Here is a 22,132-nt window from a genome sequence, read left to right on the forward strand (position 1 = left end):
GGCAGAGCGATACCTATTTGCTCCGCCCAGTATTAGCAAGTCGGATACTCGCCCTCCCAGACGATGCGACGGTACTGATCCGGGTCCGTGTCACCTTCCGTGGAGAAGCAGAGCACGGAGCTCGTCTTGTCCAGGCCGATGAGCTCCTTGAGCTCGGCGTACTCGGGATCGAGCATGAGGGTCTCGACCAGGCCGGTGGTCACGGCGCCGGACTCGCCGGAGATGACGCGCGGGTCGCCCTTCTCGGGAGCGCCCAGGGTGCGCATGCCGCGAGCGGTGACCCAGTCGGGGCAGGACACGAAGGCGGTGGTGTGGTTGCGCAGGATATCCCAGCCAAGGATGTTGGGCTCGCCGCAGCACAGGCCGGCCATGATGGAGGGCATGTCGCCGTCCACGATACGCGGGTCGCCGTCGCCGGCGGCAGCGCCCTTGTACAGGCAGGCGGCCGGTGCGCACTCAACCACGACGAAGGTGGGCGGGTTATCGGGATACAGGTTGGTGAAGTAGCCCACCACGGCGCCGGCGAGCGAGCCTACGCCAGCCTGGACAAAGACGTGCGTCGGGCGGTTGATAGCCATCTCGCGCAGCTGCTCGGCAGCCTCGGAAGCCATGGTGCCGTAACCCTCCATGATCCAGGACGGGATCTTCTCGTAGCCCTCCCAGGCGGTGTCCTGAACGATGACGCCGCGCTCGCAGGCGTCGGCCTCGGCGGCGGCCATGCGCACGCACTCGTCGTAGTTGACCTCTTCGATGGTCACCGTGGCGCCCTCGGCGGCAATGTTATCGAAGCGGGGCTTGGTGGAACCCTTGGGCATGTGCACGACGGCCTTCTGGCCCAGCTTGTTGGCAGCCCATGCCACGCCGCGGCCATGGTTGCCGTCGGTGGCGGTAAAGAAGGTAGCCTGGCCAAAGTCCTCGGCCAGCTGATCGGAGGTCAGGTAATCGAAGGTGCAGTCGGCAACGTCCTTGCCGGTCTCGTCGGCAATATAGTTGGCCATGGCAAACGAGCCGCCCAGGACCTTAAAGGCGTTGAGGCCAAAGCGATAGCTTTCGTCCTTAACGCACAGGTTGGACAGGCCCAGGCGCGCGGCCTGGCCGTCCAGGCGGGCAAGCGGAGTAACGGTGTACTGAGGGAACGACTGGTGGAAGGCGCGGGCCTTCTTCACGTGGTCGAGGCTCATGATTCCCAAGTGCTTGTCATCGCTCTTGGGCATCGTGTTGCCCGCCCACTGGATCTTATCGGCCATACGGTGAACTCCTTAAGTCCTCTCTTGCCGGCCCCCGCATACGCGTTTCAGCCCGATCCCATTCACACGGCTGAACTTTTATGTGGATGCCAAACAAAAAGTTTGTTAGCAATGTTCTATCACACTTTTTGATTGGATAACCTAACAAATTGTTTGTTGCCGCAATCGGTACCTTTTCGCCGCCGAACGGTCACATAACGCAGCAACGCTTTCGTTATTTGCGAACAAGTGTGGTTTATGGCAAAGTGTGCCCAAACTAATTTTTAGGAAGGCACCCATGACCCCCGCACAGATTGAGTTTTACAAGCGCCTTGCACACGGTCTGGCGCTCCAATTTGGCCCCAACTGCGAAGTCGTCGTCCACGATCTGGAGACCGAGGACGTGGACCACTCCATCGTAGTGATCGAAAATGGCCACGTCAGCGGGCGCAAACTGGGTGACGGCCCCAGCCATATTGTGTTTGAGTCCATGCACGAGGGCACCACCGACGTGCACGACCGCGAGCCATACCTCACCAAAACCACCGATGGCAAGCTGCTCAAGTCCTCGACCATCTTTATCCGCAACGACGAAGGCAAGCCCGTCGGCATTTTGGGCATCAACTTTGACATTACGCTTATGAAGGCTTTTGAGCGTTCGCTCGACGCCTTTACCGGCACCGGCGGCACGGGCTACACCGAGCCCGAGCCCATTACCAAGAACATCGGCGACCTGCTCGAGGACCTGCTGCACGAGTGCGAGCAGTTTGTGGGCAAGCCCGCGGCGCTCATGACCAAAGATGAGCGCATTCGCGCCATTGGCTACCTCGACCGTCGCGGCGCCTTCCTCATTTCCAAGTCGAGCGAGCGCGCCTGCGAGTTCTTTGGCATCTCCAAGTACAGCTTCTATAGCTACCTCAATGAGGCCAAGGCGGCGGCCGACGACAAGTAGACACTCGCCTAGATTGCCCCTCCCCTTTTGGGCGCGAGTTCTGGAAAGCTCGAATCCAAGACCGAGCCGCTTGGGAAGTTCCATATAATCGATGTCATTAGTATTTCGAAAGGGTGGAATAGAATGGCGTTGAGCAAGGCATCATGCACCGGTCGCGGATTGATTCCGGCAATTGGTGGACATGTGCACCGCATGTTCGATGAGGGTGAAGACGACCTGTTTTCGCTGAGCCTTGACGACGTGATGGATGATCGCCCGTGGACCGCCGACGAACTCATGGGCGGTGGGGCTCGCCCGTCAAGCCCCAATCCCGCACTTGCGCCTAAGCCCGCGGCTGCGCCGACTCCTGCGCAGCCGCCTGTTTCGACGCCCGCATCTACGCCCGCACCCATTTCGGCGCCCGCGCCCGCTCCCCACCCCGCAAGCGACCCGTCCGAGACGGCGGCATTTCTCGCTGCAGCGACGCAGGGCAAATCGGCCGACAGCACCGTTATGTACAGCGCCCAGCAGTTGCCTGTTCCTGCGGCACGCAAGCCTCCGATCACAAGGCTCGATGAGCCCGTTGCCCATCAGGTTGCCTACGATTCCTGGGCTGCAGCCGATCTGGATGAGACCTCTACCGACATGCCGGCGCTCGACGTTCCAGTTAACCCGCTTTTTGCCGCCAACACGAGCGCCGCGGACTATGAGGGCGGTGCGGCATATTCCGATTATTCCGATGGCTATACTGGCACCGATCGCATCGAGACCGAGGATTATGGCACCGCATCGAGCGATTATCTCAACGATCCGTACGCTGCCACGCCTGCACCGGAATATGACCCGGAGGCCGCGTCCGCGCCGGCGTATACCAAAAGCACGGGCGAAGAGCGCTTCGCCGATTATTACGCCGAGGAAAAGGCGCTGCGTTTCTCGGAATTTCCGCAGGCAGTCAAGGTTGCCTTTATCGCCATTGTCATTGCCCTGCTCGGCGTCATTGCGTTTGAGGGATTCCGGCTGTTCTCCGGCCCCACCCAAGCGGAGTCGGAGACCCAGCAAAAAGAGGACGATAACGAGTATCTGGACATCAACACCCTCAAGGGCGACCCCAACGACGGAGACGATGAGTAGCGAGAGCTGAAGGCGGCCGCAGGATCCCGCATCCAGCACCGGCTTCTAAGTGCTGTTTTGTCATCCAGCTACACTTTTCCGAAGTTTTAAGGTGCCTATTTCGACACTTTTCCGTACTTTTACACGGCTGATTTCGACACTTTTCCGGATGAAAGCCGAATAATCACTTGGGAAACCAACGCCGTTCACGCGTCATTTCGCAGGCGGCGCTTGATTTCTGTCCGTACACGTTGATAGACTTCCTCTTGCCCGCAAGGAGCGGGCGCATTATATCCAGAGTCGGGGTAGAGAGTTGGCTCCACGATCCCGACGCCAACCGGCCAAGAGGCACGGTGGCCCTGCCAACATCGATGAAAGGAGTCCGTATGGACAATTTCTCCGTGCGCAGCGAGCGTAACTTCCACAACCTGATCGTCAAACCGAATCACATGCATCTTCTGGATAAGCCAAATGGCTACGCCTCGGCCATGATCAAGAGCAGCCTCTCCCACCAGATGCGCTTTACGGTGCAGGTGCTCTAGGAAGAACTCTGCGCCGCCGGCAGCCCGCACGTGCTGCAGATCAAGCTGCTTGGAGACGACTCTCGCGAGCCGTCTAGCTGGAAGCTCTTTGCTGACGGCATATGCGTTGCGGACGGATCCGGCGCCTTTGCCCGAGAGTGCTTCTGCGAGGGAGCCGAGGCATTCCTGGACCTGTGCCGCGACGCCGTACGCACGGCCGAGCTGTACTAGTGGAGCCAGAGGGAGTATGAGCTGTTGAGTGCGGCCCGCGGGATTGCGGGGGCGTAGGCAGACAGGCCAGACAGCTCGTCATACTGGTTGACGCTTCGATTCAAACAGCAGGGCGGGCTCGCGCTTACAGCCCCGCCATGCCAAACCGAATGGCGTTCTCAAAAGGCCTACCCCCTCCGCCTTCAGCTTTAGCAGCAGGTCGCCCAGCTCGGAGCACTTGCTGGAAAGGCGCGTCTGAGCTCGCCCGCCCATCCCCCACCGTTGACGGACCTCCTGGGCGCGCGGGCTCACGCGGTAGTCCCCGTCCATCATCTGCTTGAGCAGCTTGGCGGTCACGCGCGCATCGGCTAGGGCGCTGTGGGCGTGACCCGTCGACTCGTCGAACTCGATGCCAAACCACGTCGCTGCGTCACTCAAAGAGACGCACCCGTGGCTGCTCATGTCCATGATCGAGGTGTAAAACGCCTGCAGGTCGGCCCAGTCCGTAGGAAATGCGGAAAGATCGATGTGCTTTGCTTGGCACTCGATCAAAAGCTGTCGACGATCCGCCCCGCTCCAACAGACCACCTGGGCGGAGTAGCGCCCGATCCAATCGCTGAGCCTTTTGATCACCATGTAGAGCGGATCGGCCATCGCGGTGCCCACGGCCGATATCCCTGTGAGCTCGCGAACGGGGAACGCAACGCCTTCGGTAAATTCCGTCTGTACAAACTGCGAGAACTCGCCCATAACGTTGCCGTGGTAATCGAGCTTGACGGCGCCGGCCTCGATAATCTCATTGCACAGTCCACGGCGCTGACGCTGCTTTGGCACCGGCGCAAACTCAAAGTCCAGCACGATCTGGCGCGCAAAGTTCGTCGTATCGACAGCCGAGACACCCGGCATCTTTTCAGCTGACACGGTTAGGGCCTCTCTCCGTTGCTTGCCGCTCGTTTCTCGAACGGTCATATCACAGCAAGTGTAGCTGCCCGTGCGGACACAAAATTGCGCGGCGGCGCCGTTGCGGGTCCTGGAACGCATGTTCCATTTGAGGCTCTGCAGCGCATCCCATTCTGAGCGCCAATTCCGGGACGCAGTTTCCGCTCCAAACAAAAGGCCCCGGCTCGCGATGGAGCCGGGGCCAAAGGCGCAGCGTATGCAGTTGATGCTGAGCATGGACAGCCCGTCAGTAATGGCCGTCCGCGCTCTACTCTACCCGCGGTGACGAGCGCGGCTGTACGGCGTATCCACCATGGGCAGATCCGGACGCAGCTTGCCGTCGAATGCGCGGTAGGCGTTCTGCACGGCGGGCGCCGTGGGGATCGTTGCGATCTCTCCAATGCCCTTGCCGCCGTATGCCACGGGCAGCAGCTCGTCCTTCTCCACGTAGATGGCGTGGATATCCGGAATCTCGGGCGCACGGAACAGTCCGAGCGTGCCGTACCTTGCCTGGGGTACGCAGTCCTTGAGCGGCCAGTCCTCGGTCAGCGCATAGCCCATACCCATGAGCACGCCGCCTTCGATCTGACCCTGGATGGAGATGGGGTTGACCACCTTGCCGGAATCGTGTGCGGCATAGACCTCGCTCACGCGACCGTCATCATCCAGAATGACCACATGTGTGGCAAAACCGTAGCAGATGTGGCTCTTGGGGTTGGGAACATCGGCGCCCAGCTTGTCGGTCGGCTCCAGATACACGTAGCCAAACTCGCATCCCTCGAGCGCCTTGATGGTGGCCGCAGGGTCCTGAGGATGCATACCCTGGCCGGCGACGAGTTCCTGTGTGCGCAGCTGGTAGGCGCGACCGTCGTCATACTCGATCTTGACGCCGTCGCCGTGCGCACTCACGGGAGCATCGGGTGCAGGCTTGCCGGCCTCGATGCCAACCATAGCATCGCGCAGCAGGAAGGCGGCGCCGCGCACGGCCTCGCCGGTCACGACCGTCTGGCGCGAGCCAGACGTGGTGCCGGAGTCGGGAGCGTTCTCGGTGGAGCACTCGCCGTTGGCGATGCAGCTCAGCGGCAGACCGCAGGCCTCGGCAACGTCCTGCAAAAAGACCGTGTTGCAGCCCTGGCCGATGTCGGACGTGGCGGCGTAGACCACGGCGCGGCCATCCTCGACGCGAATCTTGCAGCGGCCGGCATCGGGTAGACCCACGCCCACGCCGGCGTTCTTCATGGCGCAGGCAATGCCGGCGTGGCCGGGATGCGCGTAGTAGGCATCCTTGACCTCGAGCAGCGTCTCCTTAAGCGCCGTGGAGCAGTCGGCAATCTGACCGTTGGGCAGAACCTCGCCCGGCTCGATGGCGTTTCGGTAGCGAATCTCCCACGGATCCAGGCCAACCTTCTCTGCCAGCAGGTCGATCAGGCTCTCGAGCGCAAACTCGGACTGGCAAACGCCAAAGCCTCGGTACGCGCCGGCGGGCGGGTTGTTAGTGTAGTAGCCGAAGCCGCGGATGTCGGTGTTCTGGTACTTGTAGGGGCCGACGGCATGCGTGCAGGCGCGCTCGAGCACCGGGCCGCACAGCGACGCGTAGGCGCCGGTGTCAAAGTTGATCTCGCAGTCCAGGCCGGTAAAGATGCCCTCGGCGTCGCAGCCCAGCGTAAAGGTGCCGTCCATCGCATGACGCTTGGGATGGAAAGCGAGCGACTCGGCACGCGTGAGCTTGCACTTCACAGGACGCTGGAACTTATATGCGGCGAGCGCGGCCAGGTGCTGGACCGAAACGTCCTCCTTACCGCCAAAGCCGCCACCCACGAGCATGGTCTCGACGACCACACGCTCGGGTTCGCTATCCCAGCCAAACATGTGGGCGCACTCTTTGCGCGTATCGTAGGCACCCTGGTCGGTCGACTGCACCTTGACGCCGTTCTTGTACGGGAAGGCGACGGCGCACTCGGGCTCCAAGAAGGCATGCTCGGTAAAGGGCGTGGTAAAGCGCTGCGTCACGGTAAATGCGCTCTCCGCCAACGCCTTGGCGGCGTCGCCGCGCGTCACATGGCGGCTCTGGCACACGTTGTCCTTGAGCTCTACCGTGTTGCCAAAGGCAAAGAAGCTGTCGTGCAGGCGCGGGGCGTCAGCAGCCCTGGCCTCGACAATGTTACGCACGGGCTCCAGCGGCTCGTAATCGATCTTTACGAGCTTCTTAGCCTTCTCGAGCGTCGCTTCGTCCTCGGCAACCACCAGCACGATGGCATCGCCCACGCAGCGGGTGATATCGCCCGCCGCGATCATGACGTCCCAGTCCTGGATAAGGTGGCCGACCTGGTTGACCGGCACGTCCTCGGCGCGCAGGATGCCCACCACACCGGGCAGGGCCTCGGCCTTGGAGGTGTCGATGGAGAGCACGCGGGCGCGCGGATACTTGGAGCGCACGGCGCTGGCATAGGTCAGGCCCGGCTGATCGAGCTCGTCGATATCGTCGGGGTACTTGCCCTCACCGAGCACCTTCTTGCGCACGTCAATACGGAAGGCGCGCTTGCCCACGCCGTAGTCATCGCCGCGCTCCAGGTCCTTGTCGATCTGCTTTTCGCCACGGAGCACCGCAGCGGCCAGCGAGATGCCCTCGATAATCTTTTTGTAGCCGGTGCAGCGGCAGACGTTACCGCGAATGGCGTACTTGATCTGCTCCTCGGTGGGCTCGGAGTCCTCGGCGATGAGCGCTGCACCCGCCATGACCATACCGGGGATGCAAAAACCGCACTGCACGGCGCCCACGGCACCAAAGGCGTACACAAAGGCTTCGCGCACGTCCTGGGGCAGGCCCTCAACGGTCACGATGTTACGGCCGGCGGCAAGAGCGGTGGTCAGTACGCACGCCTTGACGGCCGCACCGTCCACATGGATGGTGCAGGTGCCGCAAGCGCCTTCGGAGCAGCCGTCCTTGGCGGAATGGATATGCAGGTCATCGCGTAGGTAGCGCAGCAGCGGTTTGTTTTGGGTCGTCGTGCGCTCGACGCCGTTAACGGTAAAAGTGAATTCCTGTGCCATGGTGATTCCCTTCTACACGCCGGCGGCGATGCCGGTGCGGTCGTGGATGGCGCCATGCGGGCAGACGACAGCGCACATGCCACACGACAGGCAGTCCGCGCCGTCGATATGGGCGCAGTTGTCCTCGATGCGGATAGCGCCGGCGGGGCACTTTTTGGCGCACATGCCGCAACCGATGCAGCTCGTGTCGCAGATCTTGCGGGCGATGGCGCCCTTATCGGTGTTGTTGCAGCGCACCAGGATATTCTGGTAGCCGGGCACGAAGGCAATCACGCGCTGCGGGCACGCCATGCCGCACAGGCCACAGCCCGTGCACTTGGAGCGATCCACGCGGGCGATGCCGTCGACCAGCGCAATGGCACCGTAGGGGCAGGCCGTGACGCAGGCGCCACAGCCAATGCAGCCTTCGCTGCAGCGGGCGTCGCCGCCTGCGGAGGCGCAACCGCTTCCGCAGGCAACGTAGGCCACGTTATGTTGAATGGATTTGGCCATAAGAGACTCGCCTATTTCTTAAGAAGGTACGGATAGCTGTCGCGCACGGCCTTGATGGTCAGGCGGACGGCCTCGGGCAGACCGGTGTTGACGGCATCGACCGAGACGGTGCGGACCGTGCCGGCGACGCGGACCTTAAAGTGATCCTCGTCCACGGCCAGGAAGCCCTCGTTCTCGGAGTTCTCCATGTCCTGCTCGCTCCAGAACAGGGTTAGCTTGTCCTTGTAGGGACGACCCTCCTGGTAGGGGCAGAACACGGCGCAGTTGCCGCACTCGTTGCACATGCCGTCGACATGGACGACCTGGTGCTTGGCCAGGCCCGGCACCTTAATTGCCACGTTGGCGCGGTTGGGGCATACGTCGCAGCAGACCTCGCACACCGAGCCGCAGCCTAGGCAGCGGGTCTTGGTGCAATTGCGCTTGTCGCGGCACAGCGACCCCTTGCGCTCGTAGCAGGCGTCCTCGCGACCGGCCTGAGCATTCTGGTCGGCGTACTTGTTAAAGTCCACGCCAGCGATGGCACGGGCGACCTCGGCGGCGTCGGCGATAGCCTCGACCACGGTGGCCGGACCGCGACGGCAGTCACCGGCAGCCCAGACGCCCTCGACGCCGGTGGAGGTGGCGGCAAGGCGGCCGCGACGGTCGTGCTCGACGCCCGCGGCATCGTACAGGCTGGCATCGATGCCCTCGCCCACGGCGCAGATCACCGTGGTGGCGGGAAGCTCGACGGTCTCGCCCGTGGCGACAGGGCTGCGACGGCCGCTTGCATCCGGCTCGCCAAGCTCCATAACATCGCAGGTCAGCACGGCGCCGTTGAGCGCCTTGGGCGCCAGCAGCTCGCAGAACTCAACGCCGTCAGCAAGAGCAAGATCGAGCTCTTCCTCGTCGGCGGGCATTTGCTTCTTGGTGCGGCGATACACCAGGCGCACGTTCTTCACGCCAGCCAGGCGCTTGGCCACGCGGGCCGCGTCCATAGCGGTATTGCCGGCGCCGATGACCACGACATCCTCGCCCAGCTCGAGTTTCTCGCCCTTCTTGGCGGCCTCGAGGAACTCCAGCACATCGAGCTCGGCACCCTCGCCCAAGCCCGCAGAGCCGGGCATCCAGGCACCGGTGGCCACGACCACGTCGGTAAAGCCCTGGGCCTTGAGCTCGTCAATGGAATCAACGCGAGCGTTGAGCTGCACCTTGGCGCCAAAGGCCAGGCAGAGCTCGGCGTCGTGGGAGATATCGTCGCTCGCGATACGGAACTCGGGGATTACGTGACGGACCACGCCGCCAAGAGAGTCGCGGGCCTCAAAGATGGTGACGGGCACGCCGGCACGCGTCAGGAAGAACGCCGTCGCCAGACCGGCCGGGCCGCCGCCGATAACGGCAACGTTGCGCTCGCCGTCGTTGGCGACGGCCTGGGCGCGCAGCTTGGGCAGCACGGCGGTCATGGCCTCGCGGGCGGCCTTGAGCTTGCTGGCGCGGATCTGGGCGCCTTCGGGCTCGTAGAACGCACGCTCGCAGGCACGGCCGCAGGGATGCGGGCAGATGGTGCCGGTAATGAACGGCAGGGCGTTGCGCTCGATGATGATGTTGAGTGCGTCCTCGTAACGGCCCTCGTCAACAGCCGCCAGATAGGCGGGAATATCCTGCTGGATGGGGCAGCTCGTGCGGCACGGCGTGGTAAAGCAGTCGGAAAGCGGGCTCTTGCCGGCGACCTTGCGGTCGGGCAGCGGGCGCAGCGGCTTCTTATAGAGCGGGTTGGTGAGCGAGTCGGTCTGGATCGCGGTCACGGCCTCGAGAGAGACGCCCGCGAACGGCTTGCCATCCAGGTCGGTAAACTCGCCGGCCATCTGGCTAAAGCGCTCGTAGCCACCGGGCTTGAGCACGTCGGTCGCCAGGGTAACGGGCCAAATACCGGCATCGTACAGAGCGCGGATGTTGTAGACCGTGGCACCGCCGGAGTAGCTGATGCGCAGCTTGCCATCGAACTGCTCGGTAATGCGGCGGGCGGCCTCGATGGTCAGCGAGAACAGCGAACGGCCGGACATGTACATCTCGGTAGAAGGCAGCTCGTTCCTCGTCACGTCGACGGGGAACGTGTTGGTCAGCTTGACGCCAAACTCCAGGCCGCGCTCGGCGCACAGGGCAATCAGGCGCTCGAACATGGGCACGGCGTCGGCCCACTGCAGGTCCTCGCGGAAGTGCGTATCGTCGAAGACGATGTAGTCAAAGCCCAGCTCATTCAGACGCTGGCGGGCAAACTCATAGCCCAGCAGCGTGGGGTTGCACTTGATGTAGGTGTTGAGGCCCTTCTCGGTGATCAGATAGGTCGCGATGCGCTCGATCTCCGCTGGCGGGCAACCGTGCAGGGTAGACTCGGTGATAGAGTTGGAGACGCGCGCCGGAATGGACTCGACAAACGCGGCATCGACATGCTCAAACTGGTCCAGATTGGCGAGCGCCCATGTGCGACACTCGTTCCAGACGTCAGATCCGCTGGCGTCCTTCATGCCCTCGATGTAGGCGTCGACCTTGGGGCTCTTGATGCCCTCCGGGTCATAGCCCACGGACATATTGAAGACAAAGCCGTCCGGGCTACCCAGGCCGTACTCGCGAGCGATCAGGTGGCAGGCGAACCATGCCTTCACGTACTCGGCAAAGGCCTGCGGAACCTCGAGCTCGGTCGACCACTCGCAGTTGTAGCACTCGTCCTGCGCCACAATGCAGGGCTTGTTGACGCAACGGGAAAGCTCCTCGCCGTCCATAACCTGGACGGTCTTGAGCTCAAAGAAGCGAGAACCGGCCACATAAGAGGCCACGATGTTCTGGGCAAGCTGTGTATTGGGGCCGGCGGCCGGGCCAAACGGAGTCTCGATGCGCTCGTCAAAAATGGGAAGCGCGCCCTCCTGGTTGGTCGTGGCCATCTTGCGCACGCCAAAGACGGCGCCCTGAGTCTTGTGCTCCTCGATGATCCAGTTCATCAGCTGCGAAAACGGGATCGGCCTCATGATGTCGCTCATAGTGAGCTCCTCTCTGTAACGCCCGGCGAGACCGCGCGGCGGGCGCAAATACGGTGTAGCGCTAGCACAGCGCCGGCGACCCCGCGGAGGTCGCCTATACGCGCGTCGGATGCGGCGAAACATCTGACGCGCGCAAATCTACTTGTAATTAGTAGGCGCGATCGTTGAGCGTGCTCCAGAGCTTCTTGGACTCGGCCATGGTCCACGCGTTGATCTTGTCCTCATCAATGCCAACGAACTCGCGATCCTTGTACAGGACGCGGCCGTTGATGATGGTGGTGCGGCAATTTTTGCCCATCATGCCAAAGAGCATGTGGCCGTCGATGTTCTCCTCGCTCAGCGGCGTAAAGGGCTTGTAGTCCATAACGATGACGTCGGCGGCAGCACCGGCCTCGAGCACACCGAGCTTGCGATCGAAGTACTTGCTCGCCATCTTGGCGTTGTTCTCGAACAGCATGGTCATGGCCTCGCACCAGCCCACGTTGGGCATGGCGGCGTTGTGGCGCTGAATGATCAGGAAGACCTTGAGGCTCTCGAGCATATCGTGGGTGTAGGCGTCGGTGCCCATGCACACGGGGATGCCGCGGCGGAAGAACTCGAGCACGGGAGCGCAGCCCACGGCGTTGCCCATATTGGATTCGGGGTTGTTGACCAGCCAGGTGCCGGACTCCTTGACGATATCCATCTCGGCGGGCGTCACGTGGATGCAGTGGCCGAGCATGGTGTCGGGACCCAGCAGATTGTGCTGCAGCAGGCGCTCGACGGGGCTGATGCCACCACGGTTGAGACGGGAGTCCCACACGTCATTCATGCCCTCGCACACATGGATGTGGAAGCCGGTCAGGCCGTTGTTGGCCTCGGCCATCTTGTCCATGGTCTCGTCCGAAAGCGTAAAGGTGGCGTGACCGCCAAACATGGCGGCGATCATGTGATTGTCGTTATCGCGACGCTCCTTGGCGGCCCACTGGGCAAACTCGGCGTTCTCGGCAATGGCCTGGTCGCATTTTTCCTGGCCGCGGCGGTCGGAGACCTCGTAGCACAGGCACGAACGCATGCCCAGCTCCTGAGCTGCATCCTTAATGGTAAAGAGGCTGCCTGGGATCTCGCAGAAGCTCGCGTGGTGATCGAAGATCGTTGTGACGCCATCGCGGATGGAGTCCAGAATCGTGGCATAGGCGCTGGCCTTGGTGCCGTCGAGCGTCAGGTTGTCATCGATCTTCCACCACTGCTGCTCAAGATTCTCCAGGAAGTTGGTGGGGTTGCAGCCCTTAATGGCAAGGCCGCGAGCCAGACCCGAGTAGATGTGGGTGTGGCAATTGATGAGTCCGGGCATGATGAGGTTGCCCTGGGCGTCGACGTACTCGGCATCCGGGTACTTGACCTTGAGCTCGCACTCGGGGCCCACTTCGACGATCGTATCTCCGTCAATGGCGACCGCACCGTTTGGAATAAACGGGGTCTGAGCGTTGCGGGTAAAAACGGAACCGTTAGCGACCAGAAGCATGGATGCTCCCTTCAACATCAGAGGCGGGGTTTGACACCTCTGACATGGCGGAGTGCGAAGCGCCGGCCTACACCGGAAACGGGCCCTCTCCCGTCAACGCTTCACCAAAGGGACAAACCCTTTGAAGTGCGGCTTGACGCCGCATGACGTCGGCGGACGAGGCGATGCGTCCGCCGACGAATAGCACCGAATTGGTTACTTCTTGCTCTCGGGCAAGACCAGATCCACGGCAGCGTCCTTGGCAGCATCGATGTGCTGAGCCACGACCGGCGTCTGCGGAAGAATCAGGTTAAGGACGATGGCCATGATGGCGGTGGGGGTTACGGCATTGGAGCCGATGACGGTGGACACCCAGGCGGGCATACCCTCGCCGGCAAGGCAACCGCTGGCCATCCAGATACCCAGGCCAAAGACGACGGAGGTACCGACGATGGTGGTAGTGCGCTGCGTGAGGCCCTCGCGGGTGAACATGCGCACGCCGTTCATGGTAATGGTGCCAAAGACGCCGACGGTCGCGCCGCCGATGACGGGCTGCGGGATAGCGGAAAGGACGGCAGAGAGCTGCGGGAACAGACCGGCGATGGCAAAGACGGCCGCGATGATCACAAAGACCCACTTGTTGACGACCTTGTTGGAGCAGATGATGCCCACGTTCTGGCCAAGGGCGCTGGTGGGAAGACCGCCCAGCAGGCCGCCGACCATAGAGGTGAGGCCCTGGGACACGATAGCGCCGGAGAGCTCGCGCTCGGTGGGCATACGGTCGATGGAGCCCAGGCAGGCGGCGGAGACGTCGCCGATAACCTGGATGGCAACCATGGGGAACACGACGGCGAGGGTAATGCAGACCTCGGGATCAAACTCGAGCGCATAGGGCATGAGCTTGGGAAGGGCGAAGACCTGAGCGGTGGCGACGCTTGAGAAGTCGATCATGCCAAAGGGGATGGAGACGATCATGCCAACGATCATGCCAAAGAACACGGATCCCAGCTTGAGCGTGCCCTTGCCAAAGTTGGCGAGCGCAAAGACCACGGCGAAGGTGATAAGAGCGACGCACCAGGCCTGCGGGGTGCCCCACAGTGGCGTACCCATACCGCCGGCCATATACTTGACGGCCGTGGGATACAGCGAAACGCCGATGGAGAAGATGACCGTACCGGTCACGACGGGTGGGAACAGCCACTTAATCTTGCTGTAGGCCAGACCAAAGAGGACCGCGACGGCACCGCCGACAATCTCGCCGCCCAACAGCGCGCCAAAGCTAAAGCCCGAGGCGCCCATGGCCTGCAGGGCCGGGAGGAACGCGAACGAAACGCCCATGACGATGGGCAGGCCGCCGCCGATGCGACGGAAGGGGGCAAAGGCCTGAAGGGCCGTGTCGATCGCCGAAAGAATGAGCGCGACCTGGATGATGTCGGTGCTCTGCTGGCTATTAAAGCCGTAGACGCCGGCCATGATGACAGCCGGGGTGATGATGCCGGCAAACGATGCCAGTACGTGCTGAAGGGCACACGGGATCATTTCCTTAACGGGAGGCATGCCTTCACGAGTGAACAGGGCTTCAGTGCCGTTCGTAACCGTCTCCTGGGTCATTTGACCACCAATCCTCGAAATAGTTGTTTTCGCATCTAACGCTCTATTGTGACGCAGTGCGGGGTTGAGGTTGTGCCTTCGTTGCATATCGTATTAAAGATGATTCTCATTCTCAATAATAATTTTTTGTTATCAGACTATTCTTCAGCTGAGATAATGCATTTCCGCAGGTCAGGAAAGTGTCTGGTCAAAATAGCATCTAACTTTTCTTTTGGTCAACCGTTTACCGCCAAAATCATACCGTTCGTCTGCATTACGTCATGTACCTGCGGATATACGAGATGATGAGCAGCGTGTTACCATGAGAAAAAATTGTTATGAAACTTCCGCTTTCACCCAAAGGAGTTGCCCGTGAACGAGACCGTACGTCGCTTTTTGCCGATGGTCGATTTCCTGGAGCAGATACTCGGTAAGAACAGCGAAATCGTGCTGCACGATTTCTCGGATCCCGACCACGCCATCGTCGATATTCGCAACGGCATCGTGAGCGGCCGTAAGATCGGCGGTCCCGCCACCGATCTGGCGCTCAAGATCATGCACGACCCCAAGTATCGCGACCTGCCGTTTATTACGGGCTACGAGGGGCGCGGTGCCGGCGGCAAGACGTTGGAGTCCGCGACGTTCTTTATCCGCGAGGATGACGAGATCGTCGGTATGCTCTGCGTCAACACCGACCTCTCGACCGTACGCTCCATCAACGCCATGGCGCAGCAGCTCATGGCGTGCTTCGACGCAGCGCCGACGCGCACGGAGCCCGCCCCTATCGAGGTCGAAAGCCTTTCGGAGTCCACCCAGGAGCTCATCGACCGCAGCATTGCCGAGTTGCTGAGCGCGCGCGGGCTGGATGTAGCGTCGCTTGGTCAGAACGACCGCGTGGACGTCATTCGCCACCTCAACGGCAACGGGGTGTTCATGCTCAAGGGCGCCGTGGCCTGCGCTGCCACCGCGTTGGGCATCTCGGAGCCCAGCGTGTACCGCTACCTGCAAAAAGTCCGCAAGGAGGGCTAACGAGCAAAATGGAGCGCGGCTCCACAAGCGATTCGTCACCTGACAAAAGACCCTGCAGCTCGCACGCGCTGCAGGGTCTTTTTGCATGTCATGTTTAGTTGTGGTCAACGCCTTAGAGAGCGGCGACGACCTCGATCTCGACCAGACCGCCAGCCGGAAGAGAGGCAACCTGGAAAGCGCTGCGCGCGGGGAACGGGGCCTCGAACTTGGAGGCGTAGATCTCGTTCACGGCGGCGAAGTCGGCAATGTCAGCCAGGTAGACTGTGGTCTTGACGACATCGGCAAAGGTGGCGCCGGCAGCGGTCAGCAGGGCCTCGACGTTAGCAAGGGACTGCTTGGCCTGGGCCTCGACGCCCTCGGGCATCTTGCCAGTTGCGGGATCGATGCCCAGCTGGCCGGACAGGAACACCATGTTGCCGGTCTGGATACCAGGGGAATACGGGCCGATGGCTGCGGGTGCGTTATCGGAAGACACGACGGTCTTGCTCATGTTTTTCTCCTTACAAGTAAAAGGGAACGGGAGCGCGGCGTTCACACCGGGAGGCACAGTTCGGTCTGAACACCGCGCTTGATTGGGATAGTACTCAAGGTGTCCGCGCGATGCAAGATTATTATCACGTTGCGAGAATATTTTATCGCCCAACGGTTTCCCCGGACCGCTGAACGGTTCTCATGTGAAGCAGCCAGTCCAAGCTGCTGAAGACTTTATCCCGCTTAGAGCACGGGCATCGCCTGCCGCGACGGCACCACTATACTTTTGATTATCTGAGCATTTTGAAAGGCAGGATATGACCGCAACCGCCAGTCGAACCACCAACCGCAGACCCGAGCTTTTGGCGCCCGCCGGAGGGCCCGAGCCCTTTGCCGCCGCACTCGCCGCCGGGGCAGACGCCATCTACTGCGGCATGGGCAGCTTCAACGCCCGCCGCAAGGCCACCAACTTTACCGACGAGGCCTTTGAGCAGGCCTGCCGCGCCGCGCATCTGGCCGGCTCGCGCGTCTACGTCACGGTCAACATCGTCATCAAGGAATCCGAGATGAGCGATGCGCTGCAGCTCATCCATCGCTGCTCCACGCTGGGCGCCGACGCCTTTATCATCCAAGACTGGGGCCTGTTCTTTGAGGTCAAACGCACGATGCCCAGCATCGAGACGCATATCTCGACCCAGACGAACATCCACGACGACCGCGGAACCCTTTGGTGCCGCGAGCAGGGCGCCGACCGCGTGACCCTCTCGCGCGAGCTTTCCATCGACGAGATTGCCGCCATTCACGATGCCGCGCCCGATGTGGACCTTGAGGTCTTTAGCCATGGCGCCATCTGCTTTTGCTATTCGGGCCTGTGTCTGCTTTCGAGCTTTGCCATGGCGGGACGATCGGCCAACCGTGGCATGTGCGCCCAGCCCTGCCGCTTGCCCTACGAGCTGATCGACGAGAACGGTCGCTCGCTCTCCCCTGCCGGTCGCGAGCGCGCGCTGTGCCCGCGTGACACCAACACCTCGCAGCTTGTTCGCCGTCTGTATGACGCCGGCGCCGCGTCGCTCAAGCTCGAGGGCCGCATGAAGGCGCCCGATTACGTGTACTCCATCGTTGATGTGTATCGTCACGAAATTGACGACATGCTATCCGGAGCCACCGTTGCCAAGGACGAGGAAGCCGCCCGCCAGCGCCAGCTCAAGCGCTGCTTTAACCGCGACTTTACGCACGCCTATCAGGACGGTACCTCGGGTGACGAGATGATGAGTTACGAGCGCTCCAACAACCGCGGCCAGATCGTGGGCACGGTGCTCGGCAGCCACCTGGCCAACCGCGATGTGCGCGGGCTCAAGCCCGACGACCGCCGTCGCCGCGCCGCCATCGCCCGCATTGAGTTGTTTGAGCCCGTGGGCAAGGGCGACCTGCTGGAGCTTCGCCACGACGATGAGTTCGACCAGTTCCTGACCACCATCGCCGCCGATGATGCCGCTGCCGGCGATGTTATCGAGTGTCGCGTGCCCCGTAGCATGCCCGAGGGCTGCCGCGTGCGCGTGATTCGAAGCCAGCGCGCTATTGACGCTGCCAGCGCCGCGCTCAAGCGCGATGTGCTGCGCCGCCGAGCTGTTGATGTATCCGTCGTGGCGCGCCTGGGCAAGCCGTTTACTGTCACGCTCACCTGCTGTGACGACCCCGCGCTCACCGCCACCGCCACGGGCTTCACCGTCGAGGCCGCCAAGACCCGCGCCGTCGAGGCATCCGATCTGGTTGAGCACGTCGGGCGCATGGGCTCCTCTCCCTTTGAGGCCGCGAGCTTTGACGTGGCCCTCGACGAGAGTTGCGGCATGGGCTTTTCCGCCGTGCACAAGGTGCGCGCCGCCGCTTGTAAGGCGCTGGAAGAGGCCATTCTGGCACCGTACGAGGAGCGCGCCCGCACGCTCGAGCTACCGGCGATTGTCACCAATGATTCCCGCCCCGCGCCCGAGCACTACCGCGATGAGCCGCAGATCTGCGCTACCGTCACCTCGCTCGAGGCCGCCGAGGCCGCTCGCGCGGAGGGTGCAACGCGCATCTACATGACCACCGACGCGCTCGAGGCTGTCGGACTCTCCCCTGCCGATGCATTTGAGCAGGGTATTGTGCCCGCACTCGACGAGGTCTGCCGCGCCGTTGACCACGTCCGCGTTGACCCATGGGTTGTTGCCGGCGCCACGGTCGCTATTGGCAACATCTCCGAGCTTGCCCTGGCCGCCCAGGTTGGCGCCACGGCCGAGATTCGCTCTTGCCTGCCGGTGCACAACACGCCCTGCATGGAGGCGCTTGCCGAGCGCGGAGCCGGTGCGTTTTGGCTCTCGCCCGAGATCACGCTCGACGAGATTGTCTCGCTCGGCGCCGCCGCGCCCGCGGCTCTAGGCATCACCGTCTTTGGCCGCCCGCGCGTTATGACAAGCGAGCATTGCATTCTGCAGGTTGCCAACGGTTGCATCCACGATTGTGCCAGCTGCCGCCTGCGTGCCCGTAAGCTCTCGCTCAAGAATATCGACGGAAAGGTCATGCCCGTGCGTACCGACATCCACGGCCGCTCACGCTTGTACGACGCCTACCCCATCGACCTCACGCCGCAGGTACCACAGCTGCTCGACGCCGGCGTCCGTCGTCTTATGGTGGACGGCACACTGCTCGAGACGGATGAGGTGGGCCGCGCCACCGCTCGCGTCCGCCGCGCCGTCGAGGCAGCGCAAGCCGGCCGCAAGCCCGCCGCCCGCCTGCGCGGTGCCACCTCGGGCTGCATGTTTGTGGGAATCAGCTAACCGAAAGGCTTACACGTGAACGAAGAACCTCAAGTCCTCTACTGCGACGCCTGGCTCATGGCCATCGACAAGCCCGCCGGCATGATCGTCCACGGCGACGGCACCGGCGAGCGCACGCTCACCGACTACGCCAGCGACCTGCTGCTGGCGATGGGCGACGGCTTTGCCGCGACCGACATGCAGCCGCTCAACCGCTTGGACCGCGACACCACCGGCGTGGTGCTGTTCTCACTCGACAAGCAGACGCAGCCCGCCTTTGACCAGATGATTATCGACCACGCGTTCGAAAAGCACTACCTAGCGCTCGCCGAGGGCAAAATCGACTGGAACGAGAAGCTCATCGACAAGCCTATCGCCCGCGACCGCCACGATAGCCGCAAGATGCGCGTTGGCGCCAGCGGCAAGCCGTCTCAGACGCGCGTCAAGGTACTCAAGCGCCTTAAGAGCCGCCGTGGCCTGCCTACGCGCTCGTATATTGATGTCGAGCTGCTCACCGGCCGCAAGCACCAGATCCGCGTGCACCTGGCAAGCGAGCATCATCCCTTGATTGGCGACGACCTGTACGGAACGCCGCGTCCCTGCGGCCTGATGCTCCACGCCCACAGCGTATCCTTCACGCATCCCGCAACCGGCGAGCACATCCACATCGAAGCCCCCTGCCCCTGGGAGCCCTAAATCCTGCCAAAAAGGGACAGGTTTATTTTGACAGGTTTTATCTGGTCAAACGTCATGCCGCCACGATGACTCAGCCGCGGTCCCAAAACGTCTCGATCTGTAACAGTTAGAGCCCATTTTCCGGTCTATCTGTTACAGATCGAGACATTCGAATCCCCCTCAAGGGAAAATCTCAATCTGTAACAGTAACTCGGCAAAATCAGCCTCAGATGTTATAGATTTAGACAAACCACCAGCGTCGCCCCAAACAATCTCATCTGTAACATCTAACCCACTTTTAACGGTCTAGTTGTTACAGACTTAGACAAAACCGGTAGACAACGAAAGCGGCAACGCCCGTAATGGATGTTGCCGCTTTTCTATTGAGAAAACTAAATGGTTTTGGCCTTACTTCGCCCCGTTGCTAGACCGTGATGACGTTTTCCATCGCCTGGTACTTGGCGGGCACCTCGCCCGCGGTGATGATCGTTGCATCGCGGAAGTCCGCGAACTTGACGGGCGCCACCATGCCAAATTTGCTGGCGTCCGAGATTACGTAACGTTTGGCCGTATGGCGCATCGACATACGCTTTACTTGCGCTTCCTCGATATCGGGCGTCGTAAAGCCCTGCTCGGCAGCAATGCCGTTGGAACCCCAAAAGCCGCAGTTGAAGTTATAGCGGTCTAGAGTTGCCAAGGCATCGGGGCCAACGAGCGCCTCGGTCTCGGGCTTGAGCTCGCCACCCAGCACCACGGTGCGCATGCCGCGCAGGGCGAGATGCTGAGCATGGAGCACGGAGTCGGTCACATAGGTGACGCCGTCAAGGCGCGGAAGATGCTCGATGAGCCTGAGCGTCGTCGAACCCGAATCGATGTACACAAAGCTCTCGGGCTCCACGAGCGCCGCGGCGCGAGCGCAGATGCGCTCCTTGTCGTCGTTATGGAGATCACTGCGCTCACTGATCGTTAAGTCGCGCGTCACGTGCGCGCGCTCAAGGCTTGTCGCGCCGCCGTGCACCTTGGCGATGCGGTGCGCTCGGTCAAGTGTCTGCAGGTCGCGTCGAATGGTAGAAGCCGTCACACCCAGGGCATCGGCAAGCTCTGGCACCGTTACTGAGCCAGCCTGCTGCACCATCGACACGATCGCATTGAGCCTATCTTCCGCGAGCATCGCTTACTCCTCCTCGGGGTAGACGACTCCCCAATCGGCACGGAGCTTGGTCATCAGCTCCATAACATCAGAAGCATAATCCAGAAGCTCACGCTTGGAATCATCTCCGGCGACGGCCTTCTCGAGGTCAGCCATCTCGTAGCATAGGGCGTAAGCCTCGGTGCCCGCGGCGACCTCCTCGCGATGACCGTCCGCAGTCCACACGATCGTCGCATGATCGGCACGCGGATATTCGTTGACCTCGATATAGCACTTATCGAAGCTGATGACCGAGCGCTTGGGCTGCTTGGAGTGGAGCGTAAGGCTCACGACGCCCAGCTGTTGCTCGGCATTACGGCAGACAATGCCACCCGCGACGTCAACGCCAGTCTCGCAGGTATTGCCCAGAGACACGACCTCGGCGGGTTGGCTGGCCATAAACAGGCGCATGACGGACAGGGCATACACGCCGATATCGAGCATGGCGCCGCCAGCAAGACTACGGTTGTAGAAGCGGTTGGTCAGGTCGCCGTACTCCTTATAGCTGCCAAAGTTAAGCTGGGCGAGGTTCATGCGGCCAAAGTCGCCAGCATCCATGCGACGGCGCAGCTCCTGATACAGCGGCATGTGGAGCACCGTGGTGGCATCCATAAGGACCACGTTGTGATCATCGGCGATGGCGCGGGCCTCGTCGAGCTCGGCAGAGTTGAGGGTAATGGCCTTCTCGCAGAGCACGTGCTTGCCGGCGGCCAGCGCGGCACGCAGATAGGTGATATGCGTGTTGTGCGGTGTGGTGATATAGACGGCATCGATGTCCGGATCGGCGTAGAGGTCCTCAACCGTCTCATACACCTTATCGACACCATACTGCTCGGCAAAAGCCTGGGCCTTGGACAGCGTACGGTTGGCGACACCCGCAAGCTTGCGACCGGCCAGAGCGAGGGACTGGGCCATTTGGTTGGCGATAACGCCGCAACCGATTACAGCCCAGCGAAGCTCGGGTGCCGTAAAGATGTCGTTAGGGAACGGCTTGTCCTGAACCGAAGCGAACGCTGCCTTTGCTGCTGCCGCGGAGTCGAGTGGAGCCTGCTTGGAATCTGCCATTATGTGTCTCCTGTGTCATAGAACGTCTTGCATTTCTGACAGCTCTATATTCGCACAAATTAGCGCGTATGTGCGTGCTTTTGCGTATATAACCGCCAAATGGTCAAAATACAGCCGCAGACGGCGCTTATACACGCATAGCCACGCAATCCTACGCACGCAAATACGCACAAATGCGCACTAATCATTACTCGGAGACGGGGAATTCTGCTTAGAACTCGAAAGACAGGATGATCCGCTTCGCCTCGTCGCTCATGGCGCACTGCAGCTCTAAGGACCGTCCCAAACTGCCGACAGAGACGATATGAGCAGGACATAAAAACATTGAGAGCCCCTGCTGCATGAAA

17 protein-coding genes are annotated in these 22,132 nt (G+C 61.7%); 7 read left to right on the forward strand and 10 right to left on the reverse strand.

All coding sequences use genetic code 11. The annotated features are described in order from the left end of the window. Nucleotides 1-32: 32 nt before the first annotated feature. Nucleotides 33-1,247 (reverse strand): diaminopropionate ammonia-lyase, encoded by a 1,215-nt coding sequence (gene dpaL / locus DWV43_RS05960; RefSeq protein WP_117583046.1) that lies wholly within the window; start codon nt 1,245-1,247, stop codon nt 33-35. Nucleotides 1,248-1,524: 277 nt separating this feature from the next. Between dpaL and DWV43_RS05965 the strand changes: the two genes are divergently transcribed. The 4 genes from DWV43_RS05965 (at nt 1,525) to DWV43_RS05980 (ending at nt 4,019) form a co-directional block, all read left to right on the forward strand. After that, the gene (locus tag DWV43_RS05965; protein WP_117583047.1) at nt 1,525-2,178 is read left to right on the forward strand and encodes a transcriptional regulator; all 654 of its coding nucleotides are present in this window, start codon (nt 1,525-1,527) and stop codon (nt 2,176-2,178) included. Nucleotides 2,179-2,301: 123 nt separating this feature from the next. Continuing rightward, complete coding sequence (locus DWV43_RS10175; RefSeq protein ID WP_158569836.1) at nt 2,302-3,288, forward strand: hypothetical protein; 987 nt, start codon at nt 2,302-2,304, stop codon at nt 3,286-3,288. Between the two features lie 365 nt (nt 3,289-3,653). Further along, nucleotides 3,654-3,809 (forward strand): hypothetical protein, encoded by a 156-nt coding sequence (locus DWV43_RS10180; protein ID WP_158549261.1) that lies wholly within the window; start codon nt 3,654-3,656, stop codon nt 3,807-3,809. Nucleotides 3,810-3,839: 30 nt separating this feature from the next. Beyond that, entirely contained in the window at nt 3,840-4,019 is a 180-nt protein-coding gene (locus tag DWV43_RS05980) for a hypothetical protein (protein ID WP_117639623.1), read from the forward strand. A gap of 78 nt (nt 4,020-4,097) precedes the next feature. Here DWV43_RS05980 and DWV43_RS05985 read toward each other — a convergent pair whose 3' ends face one another. The 6 genes from DWV43_RS05985 to DWV43_RS06010 form a co-directional block, all read right to left on the reverse strand. Then, nucleotides 4,098-4,919 carry a 3'-5' exonuclease gene (locus DWV43_RS05985; protein ID WP_158569837.1) on the reverse strand — a complete coding sequence of 274 codons (822 nt, stop codon included), beginning with the start codon at nt 4,917-4,919 and terminating at the stop codon, nt 4,098-4,100. A gap of 291 nt (nt 4,920-5,210) precedes the next feature. Continuing rightward, the gene (gene xdh / locus DWV43_RS05990; protein ID WP_117817328.1) at nt 5,211-7,988 is read right to left on the reverse strand and encodes a selenium-dependent xanthine dehydrogenase; all 2,778 of its coding nucleotides are present in this window, start codon (nt 7,986-7,988) and stop codon (nt 5,211-5,213) included. A gap of 12 nt (nt 7,989-8,000) precedes the next feature. Continuing rightward, the gene (locus tag DWV43_RS05995; RefSeq protein ID WP_117802959.1) at nt 8,001-8,480 is read right to left on the reverse strand and encodes a 4Fe-4S binding protein; all 480 of its coding nucleotides are present in this window, start codon (nt 8,478-8,480) and stop codon (nt 8,001-8,003) included. Nucleotides 8,481-8,491: 11 nt separating this feature from the next. Continuing rightward, on the reverse strand, nt 8,492-11,491 hold the full coding sequence (gene ygfK, locus DWV43_RS06000; protein ID WP_117817329.1) for a putative selenate reductase subunit YgfK: 3,000 nt from the start codon (nt 11,489-11,491) through the stop codon (nt 8,492-8,494). Nucleotides 11,492-11,639: 148 nt separating this feature from the next. After that, the gene (ssnA, locus tag DWV43_RS06005; protein WP_117583057.1) at nt 11,640-12,995 is read right to left on the reverse strand and encodes a putative aminohydrolase SsnA; all 1,356 of its coding nucleotides are present in this window, start codon (nt 12,993-12,995) and stop codon (nt 11,640-11,642) included. A gap of 195 nt (nt 12,996-13,190) precedes the next feature. Then, nucleotides 13,191-14,585, reverse strand: a complete 1,395-nt coding sequence (locus tag DWV43_RS06010; protein ID WP_055285183.1) for a uracil-xanthine permease family protein — start codon at nt 14,583-14,585, stop codon at nt 13,191-13,193. A 351-nt stretch (nt 14,586-14,936) separates the two neighbouring features. On the opposite strand from DWV43_RS06010, the gene DWV43_RS06015 reads away from it, so the two are divergent. Beyond that, on the forward strand, nt 14,937-15,593 hold the full coding sequence (locus DWV43_RS06015) for a transcriptional regulator (protein WP_233505654.1): 657 nt from the start codon (nt 14,937-14,939) through the stop codon (nt 15,591-15,593). Nucleotides 15,594-15,705: 112 nt separating this feature from the next. Here the strand turns inward: DWV43_RS06015 and DWV43_RS06020 are convergent, their stop codons facing one another. Next, nucleotides 15,706-16,083: a RidA family protein gene (locus tag DWV43_RS06020; protein WP_117583058.1), complete on the reverse strand. Its 378-nt coding sequence runs from the start codon at nt 16,081-16,083 to the stop codon at nt 15,706-15,708. A gap of 298 nt (nt 16,084-16,381) precedes the next feature. On the opposite strand from DWV43_RS06020, the gene DWV43_RS06025 reads away from it, so the two are divergent. Both DWV43_RS06025 and DWV43_RS06030 read left to right on the forward strand, forming a co-directional pair. Beyond that, the gene (locus DWV43_RS06025; protein WP_117817330.1) at nt 16,382-18,877 is read left to right on the forward strand and encodes a U32 family peptidase; all 2,496 of its coding nucleotides are present in this window, start codon (nt 16,382-16,384) and stop codon (nt 18,875-18,877) included. Between the two features lie 15 nt (nt 18,878-18,892). Then, nucleotides 18,893-19,552: an RluA family pseudouridine synthase gene (locus tag DWV43_RS06030; RefSeq protein ID WP_233539213.1), complete on the forward strand. Its 660-nt coding sequence runs from the start codon at nt 18,893-18,895 to the stop codon at nt 19,550-19,552. A 403-nt stretch (nt 19,553-19,955) separates the two neighbouring features. Here DWV43_RS06030 and DWV43_RS06035 read toward each other — a convergent pair whose 3' ends face one another. Both DWV43_RS06035 and DWV43_RS06040 read right to left on the reverse strand, forming a co-directional pair. Further along, nucleotides 19,956-20,702 (reverse strand): DeoR/GlpR family DNA-binding transcription regulator, encoded by a 747-nt coding sequence (locus DWV43_RS06035; protein ID WP_117817331.1) that lies wholly within the window; start codon nt 20,700-20,702, stop codon nt 19,956-19,958. Nucleotides 20,703-20,705: 3 nt separating this feature from the next. Then, the gene (locus tag DWV43_RS06040) at nt 20,706-21,785 is read right to left on the reverse strand and encodes a Gfo/Idh/MocA family protein (RefSeq protein ID WP_117817332.1); all 1,080 of its coding nucleotides are present in this window, start codon (nt 21,783-21,785) and stop codon (nt 20,706-20,708) included. Between the last annotated feature and the right edge of the window lie 347 nt (nt 21,786-22,132).

Source organism: Collinsella sp. AF05-9 (assembly GCF_003465595.1).
Lineage (GTDB): Bacteria > Actinomycetota > Coriobacteriia > Coriobacteriales > Coriobacteriaceae > Collinsella.